Here is a 16,350-nt window from a genome sequence, read left to right as displayed (position 1 = left end):
CGGGGACGGGGTCCGTCCCCTCGGGGAACGGCGGACGACGGCCGGAGCTGGAGCGGGCGCGGCGGAGGGCTCACCCGGACGAGGTCAGAGCGAGGCGCCCGCGCAGATGACCAGGTGCTGGCCGGTGACCATGCCGCCCTCGGGGCCGAGCAGGAAGGCGGTCAGCCCGGCCACCTCGCCCGGCTGCACGAACCGGCCCAGCGGCGGCGTCCGCGGTGGGGTCGCCGCCCGGCCCGGGTCGGCCAGCATCGGGGTGTCGGTGGGGCCGGGGGCCACCACGTTGACCGTGACCCGCCGGCCGGCCAGCTCCATCGCCCACGAGCGGGCCAGCCCCGCCAGTGCGGCCTTGGTGGCGGCGTACTGGCTCTTCCCGGCCACCCCTGTGGCGGTGCGGCTGCCCATCAGCACGATCCGGCCCCCGTCGGCCACCTGGTCGACGACGGCGTCGACCACCGCCGTGGCCGCCCCGACGTGCAGCCGCCACATCAGCTCGCCGTCGGCGGCCGAGAGCCGGCCCAGCGGCGCCGAGCGCTGGACGCCGGCGGCGTGCACCACCGCGTCCAGCGGCCCGACGCCGGCCAGCGCGGCGGGCACCGCGTCCAGGTCGGTGAGGTCGGCGGCCAGCCAGGTCAGCCCCTCCCGGGCCGGTGGCTCGGTGCGGCTGAGCCCGGTGACGGTCCAGCCGTCGGCGAGCAGCCGGTCGACGACGGCGGCCCCGATGCCGGAGCTGACCCCGGTGACCAGCGCGTGCCTCACGCCCCGGTCACCCACGACGGGTCGACCACCACGTGCTCGATCGCCGTGCGGTGGTAGGTGAAGGCCAGGTGCAGCGCGCCGTCGGCGGTCTGGTGCACCGAGGGGTAGGAAAGCTCCCGGTTCACCCCCTCCCGGCTGTTGTTGCTCAGGCAGTACCCGTCGCCGGTCTCGACGTCCCGGCGCTGCGGCCAGGTCACGCCGCCGTCGGCGGACAGCGCCAGGGTCATGGGAGCGCGCGGGGTGCCCCAGAACGCGCGCCGCCGGCCGTCGTCGGCCTGCTCGGTGACCTGCGACTGCTCGGCGGCCAGCCCGGTGTCGTCGATCTCGTCGTACAGCGACAGTCGCCGCGGGGTGTCCGGGCCGGCCTGGGTCGGGTTGAGCACCATCGCCAGCCGGCCGTCGGCCAGCGCCGTCACCTGGACCGAGCTGTTGTTGTTGGGCAGCTCCGTGGGCACGGGTGCGGTCCAGGTCCCCCCGTCGTCGGTCGACGTCGAGCGGTGCACCCAGTCCGCCCAGCGGCTGCGGTAGAACGCGGCCAGTCCGCCCTCGACCGGGACGACGTCCATGTGCACGCACCCGGTCGACCCGGGGACGGCGACCTCGCGCCAGGTGGTGCCGGCGTCGTCGCTGACCATCACCGAGCTGGTGTCCTCGTCGCCGACCCACTTCTGCCCGGGCACGGTGACGCAGGAGAACACCGGCAGCAGCCAGCGCCCCGACGGCAGGACGACGACCGGCTGGCGGACGAAGACCCCGCCGCGCTCGGTGGCCGGGAACAGCGTCCGCGGCTCGCCCCAGGTGCGGCCGGAGTCCGGCGACACCCGCAGGCGCACCTCGGCGGAGTCCTGGTCGCCGGCGTGCTGCGCGGTCCACAGCAGCCACAGCTCACCGGACGGCGTCGGGAACAGCACCGGGTTCTGCTCGGAGCGGGTGCCGTCGTCGGAGAGCTGCTCGGCCGGGGACCAGGTGTCGCCGGTGAGCCGGGAGAACCAGATGGAGATGTCCGGGACGCCCTCCTGGGTGCCGCCGAACCAGACGCAGCCCAGGCCCCCGTCGGGCAGCGTCATCAGGTTGGCCGCGTGGACCTGCACGGTGGTGGTCGGCAGGAACGTGTCGCGGCGGCCCTGCCCCCGGTCGCGGAGCACGCCGTCGCGGACCAGCTCGGGGGCGGTCATCAGTAGCCCGTCCCGTCGCCGGTGGTCGCCGGGGCGGCGGTGGCGGCGGCCAGGTGGTCCTTGGCGGCCTGCTCCAGATGGGTCAGGTCCGAGGAGACCGTGGCGAAGGTGTAGCCCTCGGCCAGCCGCTGGGCCGCCTGCGCGCCCGCCATCGTGTGGATGCCCGCGGCCACCCCGGCGGCCGCCGCGGCCTCCCGGACGGTGACCAGCGCGGCCTCGAACACCTCGGCCACCGCCGGGTCGTTGGGGAACGCCCCGCCCACGGCGATGCACAGGTCCGAGGGGCCGACGTAGACGCCGTCCAGGCCCGGGGTCGCGCAGATCTCGGCGACGTTGGCCAGGCCCTCGGGGGTCTCGATCATGGCGAACACCAGGGTGGTCTCGTTGCTGTCGGCGGGCTTGGGGCCCACCCGCAGACCCGAGCGCATCGGGCCGTAGCTGCGCCGTCCCAGGGGCGGGTACTTGGCGCTCGCCACCGCGGCGGCGGCCTGCGCGGCGTCGTCGACCAGCGGGACGATCACCCCGCCCGCCCCGGCGTCCAGCGCCTTGCCGATGTAGGTCGGGTCGTTGGCCTCCACCCGCACCCACGGCACCGCGGCGCCGCCGGCGTCCACGGCGGTGATCCCGCGCAGCATGCCCTCGTAGGAGAACAGCCCGTGCTGGGCGTCCAGCGCGAGGTAGTCGTAGCCGCTGCGGGCGATGCGCTCGGTGGAGACGGGGGAGTCCAGGGCGATCCAGTAGCCCAGGACGCGCTCGCGGGCACGGATGCGGGCGGCGAGGTCGGTGTGGCGGGACAACGGGTCTCCAGACGTCGGGGTGTTCAGCGGTTGTAGGCGGGCATGGGCCCGCGGAGGGTGGCGCCGACCTCGTCGCAGGCGGCGACCACGTCGGCCGGCAGCGGGCCGGCGGCCGCGGCGGCGACGTTCTGCTCGAGCTGGGCGACCTTGGACCCGCCGAGCAGCAGCGCGCCGACGTCGGGTGAGCCCAGCAGCCAGCGCAGCGACAGCTCGGCCAGCGGCAGCCCGGCGCCCGCGGCGATCGCCGCCAGCCGGTCGACGGCCTCGAACAGCTCCGGCGTCCAGTAGCGCTGCTTGTACATCGCGGCCAGCCGCGAGTCGCCGAACCGGCCGCTGGTCGCGCCGTCGGCGAAGGAGTGCCGGCCGGTGAGCAGGCCACCGCCCAGCGGGTTGTAGACCATGGTCAGCAGCCCGGAGCTGCGGGCGAACTCCAGGTACTCCTCCTCGACCCGGCGGGCCAGCAGGTTGTACAGCTGCTGGGCCACGACCGGGCGGGGGCAGCCGACGGCGTCGGCGGCGGCGTTGACCTCGGCGATCTGCCAGGCGGCGAAGTTCGAGACGCCCAGCGCGCCGACCTCGCCGCGGTCCACCGCCTCCTCGACCGCGGTCAGCGTCTCGGTCAGCGGCGTCCGGCGGTCGGGCTGGTGCAGGTAGAACAGGTCGACCCGGTCCACCTGCAGCCGGCGCAGCGAGCCCTCCAGCGAGGCGCGCAGGCCGGTGGCCGACAGCGGCGCGGCGTCCCCGGCGTCGGGGTGCGGCATGCCGGCCTTGGTGGCGAGCACGACGCGGTCGCGCCGGGTGGCCAGCAGCGGCGCCAGGATCTCCTCGGTGGCCCCGCCGGCGTAGGCGTTGGCGGTGTCCAGCCCGGTGACCCCGGCGTCCAGCGCGGCGTCGAGCATCGCGGCGGAGCCCGCGGCGTCGACCGTGTCGCCGAAGGTCATCGTGCCCAGGACCAGGCGGGACAGCGGCACCGGTGCGCCGGGCAGCTGCAGCGGGGCGGTCACGCGCCCGCCGCCTGCAGCTGCCGGACGACGTCGCGCGGCTTGCGACCGCGCATGGCGGTCGGGTCCAGCGCCGCCTGACGCAGCGCCCGGGTGTACTCCTCGGTGGGTGCCCGGAGCACGTCGGCGGTGGCGCCGGACTCCACGATCCGCCCGGCCCGCATCACCACGATCCGCTGGCTGATCTGGCGCACCACCCCGAGGTTGTGCGAGATGAACAGGTAGGTCAGCCCGCGCTCGGCCTGCAGCTCGGTGAGCAGGTCCAGCACCTGGGCCTGCACGCTCACGTCCAGGGCGCTGGTCGCCTCGTCGCAGACCAGCAGCTCGGGGCTGGTGGCCAGCGCCCGGGCGATGCCGATGCGCTGACGCTGGCCGCCGGAGAACTCCGCCGGCCGCCGGCGCAGTGCGCTCGTGGGCAGCCCGACGGCGTCCAGCAGCCGGGCGGCCTCCTTCGCCCGGTCGGCGCGGGACAGCTCCCGCAGCGGCTCGGCGACGATCTGCTCGGCGGTCAGGTGCGGGTCCAGCGAGCCGTAGGGGTCCTGGAAGACCATCTGCACCTTGCGGCGCAACGGCCGGAGCCGGCGTTCGGGCAGCTGGGCGATGTCGGTGCCGTCGAGCACGATCCGCCCGGACGTGGGGGTGAGCAGCCGCACCAGGGAGCGGGCCACCGTCGACTTGCCGCAGCCGGACTCGCCGACCACGGCCAGCGTCGTCCCGCGCTCGACGGAGAAGCTCACCCCGTCCACGGCCCGGAAGGCGCCGTAGTCGACGACCAGGTCCTCCACGCTCAGCAGCGGCTGGCTCATCGGGTGCCTCCGGGGGTCTCGAGGACGGCGGCGTGCGCGCCGGCGGGGGAGGGGACCGGGTCCATCGGGCCCAGCTGCGGGACGGCGGCCAGCAGCCGGCGGGTGTAGTCCTCCCGGGGTGCCTCGACCACCTGCTCGGCCTCGCCGGACTCGACGAACCGGCCGGCGCGCATGACGTGGATCCGGTCGGACACCAGCCGGGCGACGCCGAGGTCGTGGGTGATCATGAGGATGCCGACGCCGGTGCGCTCCTGCAGCTCCATCAGCAGGTCCAGGATCCCGGCCTGCACGGTCACGTCCAGGGCCGAGGTCGGCTCGTCAGCCACCAGCAGCACCGGGTGGCCGGCCAGCGCGATGGCGATCAGGACGCGCTGCAGCATGCCGCCGGACAGCTGGTGCGGGTACTTCCCCAGCTGCTCGGCCGGCCGCGGGATGCGCACCGCCTCCAGGAGCTCGACCGCCCGCTTCCCGGCCGCGGCCTTGGAGTGCCCGGCCAGCCGGATGGCGCCCTTGAGCTGCGCGCCGACGGTGTGCACCGGCGACAGCGAGGTCATCGGGTCCTGCGGGATGAGGCTGACCATCCGGCCGCGGATGCGCCCGGCGGCGCCCCGGTCGGTGAGCAGGTCGACGCCGCCGACCTTCACCGAGCCCGACAGCACCGCGAGGTCGTCGGGCAGCAGCTGCAGCACGCCCATCGCGGTCGTGGACTTGCCCGAGCCGGACTCGCCGATCAGGGTCACCGTCTCGCCGCGCCGGATGACGAACGAGACGCCGTCCACGGCCCGGACGACGCCGGTGGCGGTGATGAGCTCCACCTGGAGGTCGGTGACCTCGAGGATGGGGACGGTGTCGTGCGGGATGGGGAAGACCACGTCTCAGGCCTCCTTGTCGGCCCGGCGGGTGCGGTCGCGGAGACCGTCGCCGAGGAGGTTGACACCGACGACGAGCAGCACGATGAACAGGCCGGGCAGGGTGACCAGCCACCAGGACGTCGTGATGTAGTCCTGGCCGTCGGAGATGATCCGGCCCCAGGTCGCGAACGGGCGCTCGGGACCGGCGCCCAGGTAGGACAGCGCGCTCTCCAGCAGCACCGCCTGGGCCAGCAGCAGCAGCACGACCAGCGTCGCCTGGCGCAGCACGTTCGGCACGACGTGCCGGGCCAGCACCGCGACCCGGCTCAGCCCCAGCACAGTCGCGGCCGCCACGTAGGGCTTCTCCCGTTCCCGCAGCACCAGCGAGCGGGTCAGCCGGCCCACCTCGGGCCACTGCGCGATGGCGATCACCAGCGTGATGACCGGGATCGAGGGCCCGAAGAGGGCGACCACCAGCAGCAGCATGAGCAGCAGCGGCAGCGACATCTGCGCCTCGAGCAGCCGGCTGATCACCGCGTCCACCCAGCCGCCGAAGAAGCCGGCGAGCGAGCCGAGCACGATGCCGATGAGGCCGGCCACGATGATCGCCAGCACGCCGATCATCAGCGAGGTCTGACCGCCGTGCAGCACCCGGGAGAGCAGGTCGCGGCCCAGCTGGTCGGTGCCGAAGAGGTGGCCGTCGGTGAACGGCGCCAGCCGGCGGGCACCCAGGTCCTGCTGGTCGGGGTCGGGCAGCGGCAGCAGGGCGGCCAGGACGACGGGCACGACGACGACCAGCGTGCAGACCGCGCCGGTCCAGGTCTTCGCCCGCGCCCAGCGGGCCTGCCGCCGGGCTCCGGCCCGCCGCAGGTCGGCCGGGGTGACGGCGCTGGGCCGCTCCTGGGTGGCCGGCGTGGCCGCCGGTCCCGGGGTGAGGGTGGTCGTCATGCCGGCACCGCTTCCTGGGCTGTCTGGGCGCTGGGGGCCGTGGCCGGCGACGCCGACCTGCCCGAGGTCTTCGTGAGCCGCACCCGCGGGTCCAGCAGCGGGTAGGCCAGGTCGATGAGCAGCTGGACGGCCACGGTGAGCACCGCGGTGACCAGCACGGTCGCCTGGATGAGCGGGTAGTCGCGGGTCTCCAGGGCGCGGACGACGAGCGAGCCGACGCCGGGCCAGGCGAAGACGACCTCGACCACGACGACGCCGTTGAGCATCGCGGCGAACCGGGTGCCCAGCGCGGTGAGCACCGGGATGGCGGAGTTGGTCATCCCGTACCGCCAGGTCAGGCCGCGCTCGGACACCCCGCGGGACCGGGCGACGGTCAGGAACGGCGAGGTCATGTTCGTGCTCATCTCGCGGGCGACCATCCGGCTGATCAGCGCGATCTGCAGGACGGCGATGGTGACCGTGGGGAGCACCAGCCCGCCCCAGGTGGCGAAGCCCGAGGCCGGGAAGACCGGGAGGACGACGGCGAAGAGGGTGAGCAGCATGATGCCGCTCCAGAAGTCCGGCATCGACTGCCCGGCGATGGTGAACAGGTTGGCGCCGAACTCGCGGCCGGTGTGCACGTGCCGGGCCATCCACACCCCGAGCGGGACGGCGACGACCGCGGTCACCAGGATGGCCGAGACCGCCAGCGTCAGCGTGTAGGGCAGCCGGTCCAGCACGACGTCCAGCGCCGGCGCCTGGAAGGAGAACGACGTCCCCAGGTCACCCCGCACCAGGTTGGCCAGGAAGGTCCCGTACTGGCCCAGCAGGGAGTCGTCCAGGCCGAACTGCGCCCGGATGCGCTCGAGGTCCTCGGTGGTGGGGTTGGGCCCGGCGTAGGCGGCGGCCGGGTCGCCGGGGGCGAGTCGCAGCAGCACGAACACGGTGGTCAGGGTCAGGAAGAGCGTGAGCACGCTCTGGCCGAGCCGCTTGAGGACGTAGGTCGCCATGGTCAGACCGCCAGCTTCGTGGAGGCGAGGGGGTAGGAGTTCGTCGACTGCAGCGCCAGGTCGGTGACCCGCGCGCGGCGGGCCAGGACCGACTTCGGCACGAAGGCCCACATGCACGGCCAGGTGTCCCAGACCGCGTCCTGGGCCTGGTCGAGCAGCTGCTGACGGCGGGCCGGGTCGACCTCGGTGCCGGCGGCGTCGATCAGCTCCTGGACGTCGGGGACGACGTAGCCGTGGTAGGTGTCGCGGGTCGCCTCCTTCTCGGCGGTCCCGCCGTACATGCCCTTGAGCATCGTCAGCGCCAGGCCGGTGGGGGAGGCGTAGCCGTTGCCGAGCACGTCCCAGTCACCGGCCTTGCCCTGCCGCCACAGCGAGATGTCACCGCCGGGCTGGAACTGCACCAGCCGGCTGCGCACCCCGGCGTCGGCGAGCATCTGCACCGTCGACTCCATCACCGACACGTCGTTGGCGAACTCGCCGGTCTCCCAGATCAGGGTGAGCTCGAGGTCCCCGCTGCGGACCCCGGCGGCCTCCAGCATCTGCCGGGCCTTCCGCGGGTCGTAGGAGTAGGTGTGGGTGGCCGTCGCGCCGGCGAGGTCGGCCGGGACGACGCCGGTCGCCTGGCTCACCGAGCCGACCAGCACGTCCTCGACCAGGGCCCGGCCGTCGATCGCGTAGGACAGCGCCTCACGCACCCGGACGTCGGAGAGCGGGTGGTCGGCGGGCTTGCGGAAGTTGTAGAACAGCTGGCTGATCCGGGTCCCGCCGGCCTGCTCGACGGTGACCTGCGGCAGCCCGGCCAGCTGGTCGGCGGAGTCGGGGGAGATGGTGTCGATGACGTCGACCTCGCCCGAGCGCAGCGCCACCACCCGGCTGGACTCCTCGGGCAGGAAGCGCACCTGGACGGTCTCGACGTTGGCCGCGGGCCCCCAGTAGGCCGGGTTGCGGGTCAGCGTGTAGTCGCCGGTGCCGCGGTTGGAGCTGGCCACCACGTAGGGGCCGGAGCCCACGCCGCTCTGCAGCTCCTCGGGGGCGTTGGCGGCCGCCGGGGTGACCAGGATGTTGGCCATCAGGTAGTCGAGCACCGGCTCGGGCCGCTCGGTGTTCATGGTGAAGGTGCGGTCGTCGAGCACCTCCACCGTGGGCCACTCGCGGAAGAACGCGGCCAGGAACGAGCCGCTGACGTCGCGGTACATCTGCAGCGCGGTCGCGACGTCGTCCGGGGTGACCGGGGTGCCGTCGGAGTAGCGCACCCCCTCGCGGAGCTTGACCGTCCACTGGGTGTCGTCGGTGAGCTCGAAGCTCTCGGCCAGCACCAGCTCCGGGGTCAGGTCGGCCCCGATGCGGGTCAGCCCCTGCCGGACGGCCCGCTGCACGGTGACGGCGGCGTCGAACTGGTTGAGCTTGTTGTCCAGGCTCACCAGCGAGCGGTTGAGCGCCAGGGTCATGGTCCCCGGGCCGGCGGCGCCGGTCGGGCCGGCGCACGCGGACAGCGCCGGGCCGAACGCCAGTGCGGCGCCCACGGCGCCACCCAGCCGGAAGAAGGAGCGGCGCGAGAGCTCTCGGCCGGGTCCCGCTGCGGTCATCGTCGACCTCTCACCTCGTCGGCCGGCGGGCTGCCGGCATGTTGCCCACGTCACGGTACAGCCGTGCGCGTTTCGCGCAAGGGGCTAGCGCGTTCCGCGCATGACGTGGCAGGCTGCACACTGTTCGACGTGCTCCACCGGGTCCCGAGGACCCTTCGGTGCAGCCGTCGCCGACCACCGTCCGACGGGGAGAGGGGCCGACGTGACCGCACCGGCGGCAGCCCTGCTCGTGCTGGCCGACGACCTCTCCGGGGCCGCCGAGACCGCGGCGATGCTCGGTCCGCGCACCGGCTCCGCCCGCCTCGAGCTGGCCGGCGCGGTGCCCGCCGCCGGTGCGCCCGCCGAGGTGGTCGTCGTGGACCTGGACACCCGGCACGCCGATGCCGTCACCACCACCGCCGCCGTCGCACGGGCCCTGGCCGGCGCGCCCGCTGCCGCCGTGCTGCTGAAGCTGGACTCGCTGCTGCGCGGGCCGGTGGCCGCATCCGTCGGTGCCGTCGGCCCGGTGGTGGTCGCGACCGCGCTGCCCGCCCTGGACCGGGTCGTCCGCGGCGGCGTCCCGGTCGTGGCCGGCGGTCCGCTCGCCGGCACCGCGGCCTGGGCGACCGAGGGCCGCAGCGCCCCGTCGTCGCTGGCCGAAGCACTGGCCCCCCTGCCGGTGGAGGTCGTCCCGCTCCGGCACGTGCGCGGACCCGGGTTGCCGGCCCGGCTCCAGGCGGTGCTGACCGCGGGCCGGGTACCGGTCTGCGACGGGGAGTCCGACGCCGACCTGGACGCGGTGGCCGCGGCCGTCGCCGCACTGCCCGGGGTCGCGCTGGCCGGTTCCTCCGGGCTGGCCGCCGCGGTCGGCCGTCGGCTGGGCCATGCTCCGCTGGGCGGCACGACCACCGCCGCGCGCACGGGGAGGCCGGGGCCGCTGGTCGTCGTCGGCACCGCCGAGACCGGGGCGCTGACCCAGGTCGCCGGGCTGCGTGCCGCCGGGGTGCCCGACCTGGCGGTGCCCGTGGCGGACCTGCTGGCCGCCGTCCCGGACCCGGCGGTGGTCCGCCTCGTCGCCGACGCCGTCACCCGTGGCCCGGTCGTGCTGCGTGCCGACCCGGCCGGCGGGGTCGTGCCCGGCGCGGCCCGCCACCTGTCCGCCGGTCTGGCCCGGCTGGTCGCCACCGCGCTCGCCGACGTGCCCGGGGCCCCGGTCGACCTCGCGCTCACCGGGGGCGAGACGGCCCGTCGTGTGCTGGACGCGCTCGGCGTGCGCTCGCTCGCCCCCCGGGCGACGGTCCACCACGGCGCGGTGGTCAGCACCGCCCCCGACGGACGCTCCGTCGTCACCCGCCCCGGCAGCTTCGGCGGCCCGGGCTCCCTGCTCGCGATCCTCGCCGCCCTCACCGGCGAGGTCGCCGTCCCCTCCACCGATCAGCACCCCGTCGCCTCCGGCGGCACGACGGAAGGCCCCTCCATGAGCACCCTCACCTCCCCGACCGAGCCCGTGGCCGACAGCGGCCCCACGCCGTTCATCGCCGTCACGATGGGCGACGGCGCCGGCGTCGGTCCGGAGGTGGTCGTCGGTGCGCTGGTCGACCCGGCCTCCGCCGCGCGCTGCCGTCCCGTGGTGATCGGTGACGCCGCCCGCCTGCGCGCGGCCGCGGAGATCCTGGGCCTGGACGCCGAGATCGCCGTCGTCGAGCGCGTCGCCGACGCCGTGTTCACCCCCGGCCGGATCAACGTGATCGACCTGGGCCTGCTGCCGGCCGACCTGCCCTGGGGCCGGCTGTCGCCGGTGGCCGGGCACGCCGCCTACGAGTACATCCGGGTCGCCGCCGAGCTGGCCATGGCGGGGGAGGTGCAGGGCATCTGCACCGCGCCGCTGAACAAGGAGGCGCTGCACGCCGCCGGGCACGTCTACCCCGGGCACACCGAGCTGCTGGCGCACTTCTGCGGCATCGACGAGGTGTCGATGATGCTGAGCTCACCGCGCATCCGGGTCATCCACGTGACCACGCACCTGGGGCTCATCGACGCGATCAACCGGATCGAGCCGGGCCTGGTCGAGCGCACCGTCCGCCGCGGGCACGACGCCCTCGTGCGGGCCGGCATCCCCAACCCCCGGATCAGCGTCTGCGGCATCAACCCGCACGCCGGGGAGAACGGGCTGTTCGGCTACGGCGAGGAGGAGGAGAAGATCGTCCCGGCGATCGAGCGGCTGCAGGCCGACGGCATCGACGTGCGCGGCCCGCTGCCGGCCGACACCGCCTTCTTCGTCGCCGGCCGGGGTGACTACGACCTGGTGGTGGCGATGTACCACGACCAGGGTCACGGTCCGGTCAAGGTGCTCGGCATCGAGGCCGGGGTGAACATCACGGTCGGGCTGCCCGTCATCCGCACCTCGGTCGACCACGGCACGGCCTTCGACATCGCCGGCACCGGGAAGGTCGAGATCGGCAGCATGATCGAGGCACTGCGGCAAGCTGCGCAGATGTCCCCGCGACCGGCGGCCTGACCGCCGGCTGCGACCGCACCTCCAGCAGGGGAGACCCCGTGCAGCCAGACCAGCGCCCGCCGTCCGAGACCGTGGGCGAGTCCAGCCGGCAGTCGGGCTCCCGGTACCGCCGGGAGGAGATCGTCCGGCTGGCGACCTCCACGGGGCTGGCCTCGGTGGAGGAGCTGGCGGCGGTGTTCGAGGTGACCGCCTCCACCATCCGGCGGGACCTCGCCCAGCTGACCGCGGAGGGGCGGCTGGCCCGCACCTACGGCGGGGCGATGGCGCTGCTGACCCACGCCGAGCCCTCGCTCCGCCAGCGGATCGGCGAGGCGTTCGAGGCCAAGCGGGGGATCGCCCGATGGGCTGCCCGGCAGGTGGTGGCCGGGGAGACGGTGCTCCTGGACGCCGGCTCCACGGTCGGGGCGCTCGCGCACGAGCTCCGCTGGACCGCACCGCTGACCGTCGCGACCACCGGGCTGACCAGTCTGCAGGCGCTGGCCGACGCGGAGGACGTGCACGTCGAGTGCCTCGGGGGCACGCTGCGGCACCTGTCGCAGGGGTTCGTCGGTCCGCTGGCCGAGGCGGCGCTGGAGCGGATGACGTTCGACCGGGTCTTCCTCGGGGCCGACAGCGTGACCGCCGACCGGGGCATCTGCGAGGCCGAGCTGGAGCAGACGCGGCTCAAGGAGCTGATGGCCCGGCAGGCGCAGCGGGTCTACGTGCTCGCGCACGCCACCAAGCTGGGGCGGCGGCCGTTCCACGCCTGGGCCCAGCTGCCCGACGGGTGGACGCTGGTCACCGACGACGGCGCGGAACCCGGGGCGGTCGCGCCCTTCCACGCCGCCGGGGTGGAGGTCGTCGTCGTCGACGCCGACGGGCACGTGGCGGGCTCGACCGGCTGAGCACGCCGGGCGGTGGCGGTCGAGCCCGGTGGTCGTGCCCGGACGCACGTCGGGCCCCGGTGCTGGTGCACCGGGGCCCGACGGGAACTGCGGGTGAGGATCAGGCGGAGGCGTGACCCTGCACGGTCTGCTTGGCGTCCTGGGCGGTGCCCTGGACGTCCTGCGCGGCGGACTGGCCCTCGGCCTTGACCGTCTGGACACCGTCCTGCGCGGTCGCCTTGACCGACTGGACGGCGTCCTGGGCGGCGGGCTTCAGGTTCTCGCCGATCTCCTGCGCCACGTTCTTGGCCTGGTCGACCAGCGGCTGGGAGTGCTCCTTGACCGCGGTCTCGGCCTGCTGGGCGAGCTGCTTCTCCTTCTCGCTGGTGGGCAGGAGGGAGGAGACGAGCCAGCCGACGCCGAAGGCGATCAGACCGGCGGCCAGGGGGTTGCCCTGGGCCTGGGTCTTGAGCTGGCCGGGGGCCTGCTGCACGGCGCCCATGGCGTCGGAGGCAGCGCCCTGCACGGAGCCGGCGGCGTTGTGCGCCGCCCCACCGGCGTGGTTGCCGGTCTCGTGGGCCGCGCCGAAGACGCGGTCCTTCAGGCCGGAGGCGCTGGTCTTGACCTTGCCCACGCGACGGTCGACCACCCGGGAGGGGTTGACCTTCTCGTTGAGCGCGTCGACCTCGTAGCTGAGGTTGGCGCGGGTCTCCTCGATCTGGCGACGGATGACGTCCGGGTCACTGCTGGTCATGTCGGTCTCCTGTCCGGTCAGTTGGGCTTGAGGGCGCCGGGGACCTGCTGGAGGGTCTCCACGGTCTGTTCGGGCTTGGGGTTGAGGTGCTTCAGTCCCGAGAAGTCGATCGTCTTGAGGGCCTTGCGGCCCATCGACGCCAGGACGGCGGCGATGACCACCCAGAGGACGGTCACGATGAGGGCCGCCAGGCCCGCGTCCATGACGTTCTCCAGGGCCCACCAGATCGCGCAGCTGAGGAAGACCAGGACCATGAGGCCGGCGACCGCGGCACCGACGAGCATGCCCACGCCCTTGCCGGCCTTGCCGGTCTGCGCCTTGACCTCGGCCGTGGCCTTGTTCGCCTCGGCCCGCAGCTCTGCCTTGGCCAGCGCCAGCTCCAGCCGCATGAGCTCGGAGAAGTCCTGCGTCACCCCGCCGATCAGGTTCCCGACCGAGGTGTGCTCGACGTCGGGGTGCCCGTCGGCGGTCATCGGCTGCTCGTCGTCCAGGTACTGCGCCTGGTTCGACTCTGCGCCGGGCACGTAGCTGGTGGCCCCGCCGTCGCCGTAGCCGGTGGCGGGCTGGCCGCCGTAGGGGTGGCTCACAGCTGGCCCGGGCCCGAGGTGCGGGCCGGGTCGTCGAAGCCGCCGATGCCGGAAGTGCCGGTGGTGCCGGTCGTGCCGTACGGCGGCGGCGGGACCGAGCCCGTGGTGCCGGTCGTGGCGTAACCGGAGGTGGTGCCCGCGTAGCCGGCGTCGGCGTAGCCGGTGGCCGTGGTCTCCGCGGCGTAGTTCGTGGTGCCGTAGGACGGGGTGGCCGGCAGCGGCGTGGTGCCGGTGCTCGGGCTGGCGTCCTTGTGGGCGGCCACGACGCCGGTGGTCAGGCGACCGGCGAGGATGCCGGCCACGGCAGCACCGAGGATGAAGGCGCCGGGACGACGGCGGGCGAAGTTGCGTGCCTCGACCAGCAGGTCGCCGGGCTCGCGGGACTGCAGCCAGGAGGCGAGCTCCTCGACCTTGTCACCGGCCTGGGTGACCAGGTCGGCGGCGGGGCCGGTGGGCGTCTCGCCGCTGCCGGACACCATGGTGCGCAGCTGCTGGGCGATCTGCTCCAGGCCCTCGCTGGCCTTCAGCTGGCCGTTGCGGGCCTGGTCCTGCAGCTGGCTGGTGACCTGGGTGCGGCCCTGGGCGATCAGGTCCTGCGCCTGGCGCTTGGTCTCCTGGGTGACCTGCTTGGCCTGGTCGGCAGCGGTCGAGGCGACCTGGCTGCCGGCGGAGGCGGCGGTCGAGGCGACGGTGCCGGCCTGGTCCTTGGCGACGTCCTTGGTGGACGGGCTGCCGGTGGACACGGGGGTCGCGCCGCTCTGGGCTGAGGGCGTCGGGGTGTCGATGGAGTGCGTCATCGTTCCTCCTCGTCGTGCATGGGCGGTACGTGGACTGAGCAGAACTGGGCATCCGTGCCCGGTGGTCCACCGACCGCTCCAGGGCATGCCCCATCGCCGGACCACAGGGACCGGGTGCAGCTGCTGGAGCGGGACGGCGCTGACACCGCGAGGTTCCGCGGTGCCGACACTGGGGGGTTCCACCGTGGCCTCGGTGGGACGCCGTTCCGTTGGAGGTCCTGGTACCCGGCCCTCGCTACGGCGTAAACCGCGAGTTCGATCTTTCGCGATGACGTTCGTGTTCCGGGGAGCGCACGGTCGGCGGGTAGCCTACGGGCGAAGGCAAGCCTTGCCTTCCTCGGTCAGGAGGTCCGCAGTGAGCAGTCCGACCAGGAGCGGTCCGCGCCGGGCCCGGGTGGCCCGGGTCGGTGAGGTGCTGTGCACCTCCCGCGTGACGCCGCACATGATCCGTGTCGTCCTGGGCGGTGAGGGGCTGGCCGGCTTCCCGGCGGGGGAGTTCACCGACCACTACGTCAAGCTGCTCTTCCCGCCGCCCGGCGCGACCTACGGCGTCCCGTTCGACGTCGAGCAGCTGCGCGCCGAGCTGCCGCCGGAGCAGTGGCCGGTCACCCGCACGTACACGGTCCGCGCGTGGGACGCCGCGGCCGGTGAGCTGACGATCGACTTCGTGCACCACGGCGACACCGGGCTGGCCGGGCCGTGGGCGGCGGCCGCGCAGCCCGGCGACCGGATCCAGTTCTTCGGCCCGGGCGGTGCGTACGCGCCCAGCCCGGACGCCGACTGGCACCTGCTCGCCGGCGACGAGAGCGCGCTGCCGGCCATCGGTGCGGCGCTGACCCGGCTGCCGGCCGGCGCCCCGGCGCTGGTGGTGGTCGAGGTCGCCGACCGGGCGGAGGAGCAGGCCGACCTCGACCTGCCCGCGGACGTGGAGGTCGTGTGGGTGCACCGCGGTCCGGCCCCGGTGGGGCAGTCACTGGTCGCCGCCGTCCGCGCCGCGACGCTGCCCGAGGGCACCGGGCACGTGTTCGTGCACGGCGAGGCCGGGCTGGTGCGCGAGCTGCGGCTGCACCTGCGGGCCGAGCGGGGGCTGGACCCGGCGTTCACCTCGATCTCGGGCTACTGGCGCCAGGGCCGCACCGAGGACCGCTGGCAGGCCGAGAAGCCGGAGTGGAACGCCGAGGTCGAGGCGGCCGAGCAGGCGCTCGCGGCCGGCTGACCGGCCGCGGGCGCCGGCGGCTCACATGTCGCGGTAGCGCTTCGCCGAGTCGGTGGCGACCCGCAGGCCGGCGGCGTCGAGCGGCACGCCGTAGCCGGGGGTGTCCCGCTGGATGCGCCAGCCCTCGGCGAGCGGGCCGAGGTCGACGGTGTCGAAGCCGATCGCGTCGATGAAGGCGACCACGGTGGCCTTGGCCGCCTCGTCGTCCCCGGCCACGGCGAGGGCGCGGCGGTTCGGGGTGCCGGCCGGGGTGCCGGCCGTGGGGATGTCGGCGGCGCCGATGTGGTTGAAGGCCTTGACCACCCGCGAGGTGGGCAGGTGGGCCTGCAGCAGCTCGGCGGTCGTCGTCGTCTCGTCGTCGAGCTCGGCGATCTGCCCGTCGCGCTGCGGGTAGTAGTTGTTCGTGTCGATCACGACCTTGCCGGCCAGCGGCTCGACCGGGACGTGCGGCACCGCTGCGAGCGGGACGGTGACCACCGCGAGGTCGGCGGCGGCGGCTGCGCCGGCGGAGGTGTCGGCGCGAACCTGACCCCGCCGTCGGGGGCGCTGCTCGAGGGCGGCGACGAGGTCGGTGAGCGTCTCCGGGCCGCGGGAGTTGCTGATCACGACGTCGTGACCGGCGTCGAGGGCTGCCTGGGCGAGGGCGGTGCCGATGTGGCCTGCGCCGATGATGCCGAGAGTCGTCATGTCCGGCGACAACCCGGCGGAGCTCCGGCTGCTTCCCCCG

General features: G+C 74.6%; 16 protein-coding genes. 3 read left to right on the top strand and 13 right to left on the bottom strand.

The genetic code is table 11. From position 1 onward, the window contains the following. Window positions 1-84 precede the first annotated feature (84 nt). From O2W14_RS07835 to O2W14_RS07795, 9 genes are read right to left on the bottom strand one after another with little or no spacing between them, the layout of a single operon-like run. Window positions 85-756 (bottom strand): SDR family NAD(P)-dependent oxidoreductase, encoded by a 672-nt coding sequence (locus O2W14_RS07835; protein ID WP_269175507.1) that lies wholly within the window; start codon window positions 754-756, stop codon window positions 85-87. Next, the gene (locus tag O2W14_RS07830) at window positions 753-1,931 is read right to left on the bottom strand and encodes a sialidase family protein (protein ID WP_269175506.1); all 1,179 of its coding nucleotides are present in this window, start codon (window positions 1,929-1,931) and stop codon (window positions 753-755) included. Before O2W14_RS07830 ends, O2W14_RS07835 begins: the two co-directional genes overlap by 4 nt. Next, the gene (locus tag O2W14_RS07825) at window positions 1,931-2,728 is read right to left on the bottom strand and encodes an HpcH/HpaI aldolase family protein (protein ID WP_269175505.1); all 798 of its coding nucleotides are present in this window, start codon (window positions 2,726-2,728) and stop codon (window positions 1,931-1,933) included. The genes O2W14_RS07830 and O2W14_RS07825 overlap by 1 nt, the downstream gene beginning before the upstream one ends. A gap of 23 nt (window positions 2,729-2,751) precedes the next feature. After that, window positions 2,752-3,732 (bottom strand): aldo/keto reductase, encoded by a 981-nt coding sequence (locus O2W14_RS07820; RefSeq protein ID WP_269175504.1) that lies wholly within the window; start codon window positions 3,730-3,732, stop codon window positions 2,752-2,754. Next, window positions 3,729-4,535: an ATP-binding cassette domain-containing protein gene (locus O2W14_RS07815; RefSeq protein ID WP_269175503.1), complete on the bottom strand. Its 807-nt coding sequence runs from the start codon at window positions 4,533-4,535 to the stop codon at window positions 3,729-3,731. Before O2W14_RS07815 ends, O2W14_RS07820 begins: the two co-directional genes overlap by 4 nt. Then, entirely contained in the window at window positions 4,532-5,407 is an 876-nt protein-coding gene (locus O2W14_RS07810) for an ABC transporter ATP-binding protein (protein WP_269175502.1), read from the bottom strand. Before O2W14_RS07810 ends, O2W14_RS07815 begins: the two co-directional genes overlap by 4 nt. Window positions 5,408-5,410: 3 nt before the next feature. Beyond that, a complete protein-coding gene (locus O2W14_RS07805; RefSeq protein WP_269175501.1) occupies window positions 5,411-6,334 on the bottom strand; it encodes an ABC transporter permease in 924 nt (307 codons plus the stop codon). After that, window positions 6,331-7,323, bottom strand: coding sequence for an ABC transporter permease (locus tag O2W14_RS07800; RefSeq protein WP_269175500.1), 993 nt, complete (start codon window positions 7,321-7,323; stop codon window positions 6,331-6,333). Before O2W14_RS07800 ends, O2W14_RS07805 begins: the two co-directional genes overlap by 4 nt. Window positions 7,324-7,325: 2 nt before the next feature. Further along, window positions 7,326-8,909, bottom strand: coding sequence for an ABC transporter substrate-binding protein (locus O2W14_RS07795; protein WP_269175499.1), 1,584 nt, complete (start codon window positions 8,907-8,909; stop codon window positions 7,326-7,328). Window positions 8,910-9,111: 202 nt separating this feature from the next. On the opposite strand from O2W14_RS07795, the gene pdxA reads away from it, so the two are divergent. Further along, a complete protein-coding gene (pdxA, locus tag O2W14_RS07790; RefSeq protein ID WP_269175498.1) occupies window positions 9,112-11,406 on the top strand; it encodes a 4-hydroxythreonine-4-phosphate dehydrogenase PdxA in 2,295 nt (764 codons plus the stop codon). A gap of 38 nt (window positions 11,407-11,444) precedes the next feature. Continuing rightward, the gene (locus O2W14_RS07785) at window positions 11,445-12,290 is read left to right on the top strand and encodes a DeoR/GlpR family DNA-binding transcription regulator (protein WP_269175497.1); all 846 of its coding nucleotides are present in this window, start codon (window positions 11,445-11,447) and stop codon (window positions 12,288-12,290) included. A 100-nt stretch (window positions 12,291-12,390) separates the two neighbouring features. Here O2W14_RS07785 and O2W14_RS07780 read toward each other — a convergent pair whose 3' ends face one another. The 3 genes from O2W14_RS07780 to O2W14_RS07770 are packed head-to-tail and all read right to left on the bottom strand — an operon-like array spanning window position 12,391 to window position 14,407. Continuing rightward, window positions 12,391-13,023 (bottom strand): DUF3618 domain-containing protein, encoded by a 633-nt coding sequence (locus tag O2W14_RS07780; RefSeq protein ID WP_269175496.1) that lies wholly within the window; start codon window positions 13,021-13,023, stop codon window positions 12,391-12,393. Between the two features lie 17 nt (window positions 13,024-13,040). Next, complete coding sequence (locus tag O2W14_RS07775; RefSeq protein WP_269175495.1) at window positions 13,041-13,610, bottom strand: phage holin family protein; 570 nt, start codon at window positions 13,608-13,610, stop codon at window positions 13,041-13,043. Next, window positions 13,607-14,407: a hypothetical protein gene (locus O2W14_RS07770; protein WP_269175494.1), complete on the bottom strand. Its 801-nt coding sequence runs from the start codon at window positions 14,405-14,407 to the stop codon at window positions 13,607-13,609. The genes O2W14_RS07775 and O2W14_RS07770 overlap by 4 nt, the downstream gene beginning before the upstream one ends. Before the next feature lie 355 nt (window positions 14,408-14,762). Here O2W14_RS07770 and O2W14_RS07765 point away from each other — a divergent pair, with 355 nt between their 5' ends. Beyond that, window positions 14,763-15,623: a siderophore-interacting protein gene (locus tag O2W14_RS07765; RefSeq protein ID WP_269175493.1), complete on the top strand. Its 861-nt coding sequence runs from the start codon at window positions 14,763-14,765 to the stop codon at window positions 15,621-15,623. A 21-nt stretch (window positions 15,624-15,644) separates the two neighbouring features. On the opposite strand, the gene O2W14_RS07760 is transcribed toward O2W14_RS07765, so the two are convergent. Continuing rightward, the gene (locus tag O2W14_RS07760) at window positions 15,645-16,310 is read right to left on the bottom strand and encodes an NADPH-dependent F420 reductase (protein WP_269175492.1); all 666 of its coding nucleotides are present in this window, start codon (window positions 16,308-16,310) and stop codon (window positions 15,645-15,647) included. Window positions 16,311-16,350 lie beyond the last annotated feature (40 nt).

Source organism: Modestobacter sp. VKM Ac-2986 (assembly GCF_026967795.1).
GTDB lineage: Bacteria > Actinomycetota > Actinomycetes > Mycobacteriales > Geodermatophilaceae > Modestobacter.
Note: the sequence above shows the minus strand (reverse complement) of the source record. Positions and strands in the feature narration are given on the sequence as shown.

Excerpts from the sequence above, each read along its gene's own strand:
- O2W14_RS07830 (WP_269175506.1), bottom strand. The coding sequence starts at position 1,931 with ATGACCGCCCCCGAGCTGGTCCGCGACGGCGTGCTCCGCGACCGGGGG.
- O2W14_RS07815 (WP_269175503.1), bottom strand. The coding sequence starts at position 4,535 with ATGAGCCAGCCGCTGCTGAGCGTGGAGGACCTGGTCGTCGACTACGGC.
- O2W14_RS07805 (WP_269175501.1), bottom strand. The coding sequence starts at position 6,334 with ATGACGACCACCCTCACCCCGGGACCGGCGGCCACGCCGGCCACCCAG.
- O2W14_RS07800 (WP_269175500.1), bottom strand. The coding sequence starts at position 7,323 with ATGGCGACCTACGTCCTCAAGCGGCTCGGCCAGAGCGTGCTCACGCTC.
- O2W14_RS07795 (WP_269175499.1), bottom strand. The coding sequence starts at position 8,909 with ATGACCGCAGCGGGACCCGGCCGAGAGCTCTCGCGCCGCTCCTTCTTC.
- O2W14_RS07780 (WP_269175496.1), bottom strand. The coding sequence starts at position 13,023 with ATGACCAGCAGTGACCCGGACGTCATCCGTCGCCAGATCGAGGAGACC.
- O2W14_RS07770 (WP_269175494.1), bottom strand. The coding sequence starts at position 14,407 with ATGACGCACTCCATCGACACCCCGACGCCCTCAGCCCAGAGCGGCGCG.
- O2W14_RS07760 (WP_269175492.1), bottom strand. The coding sequence starts at position 16,310 with ATGACGACTCTCGGCATCATCGGCGCAGGCCACATCGGCACCGCCCTC.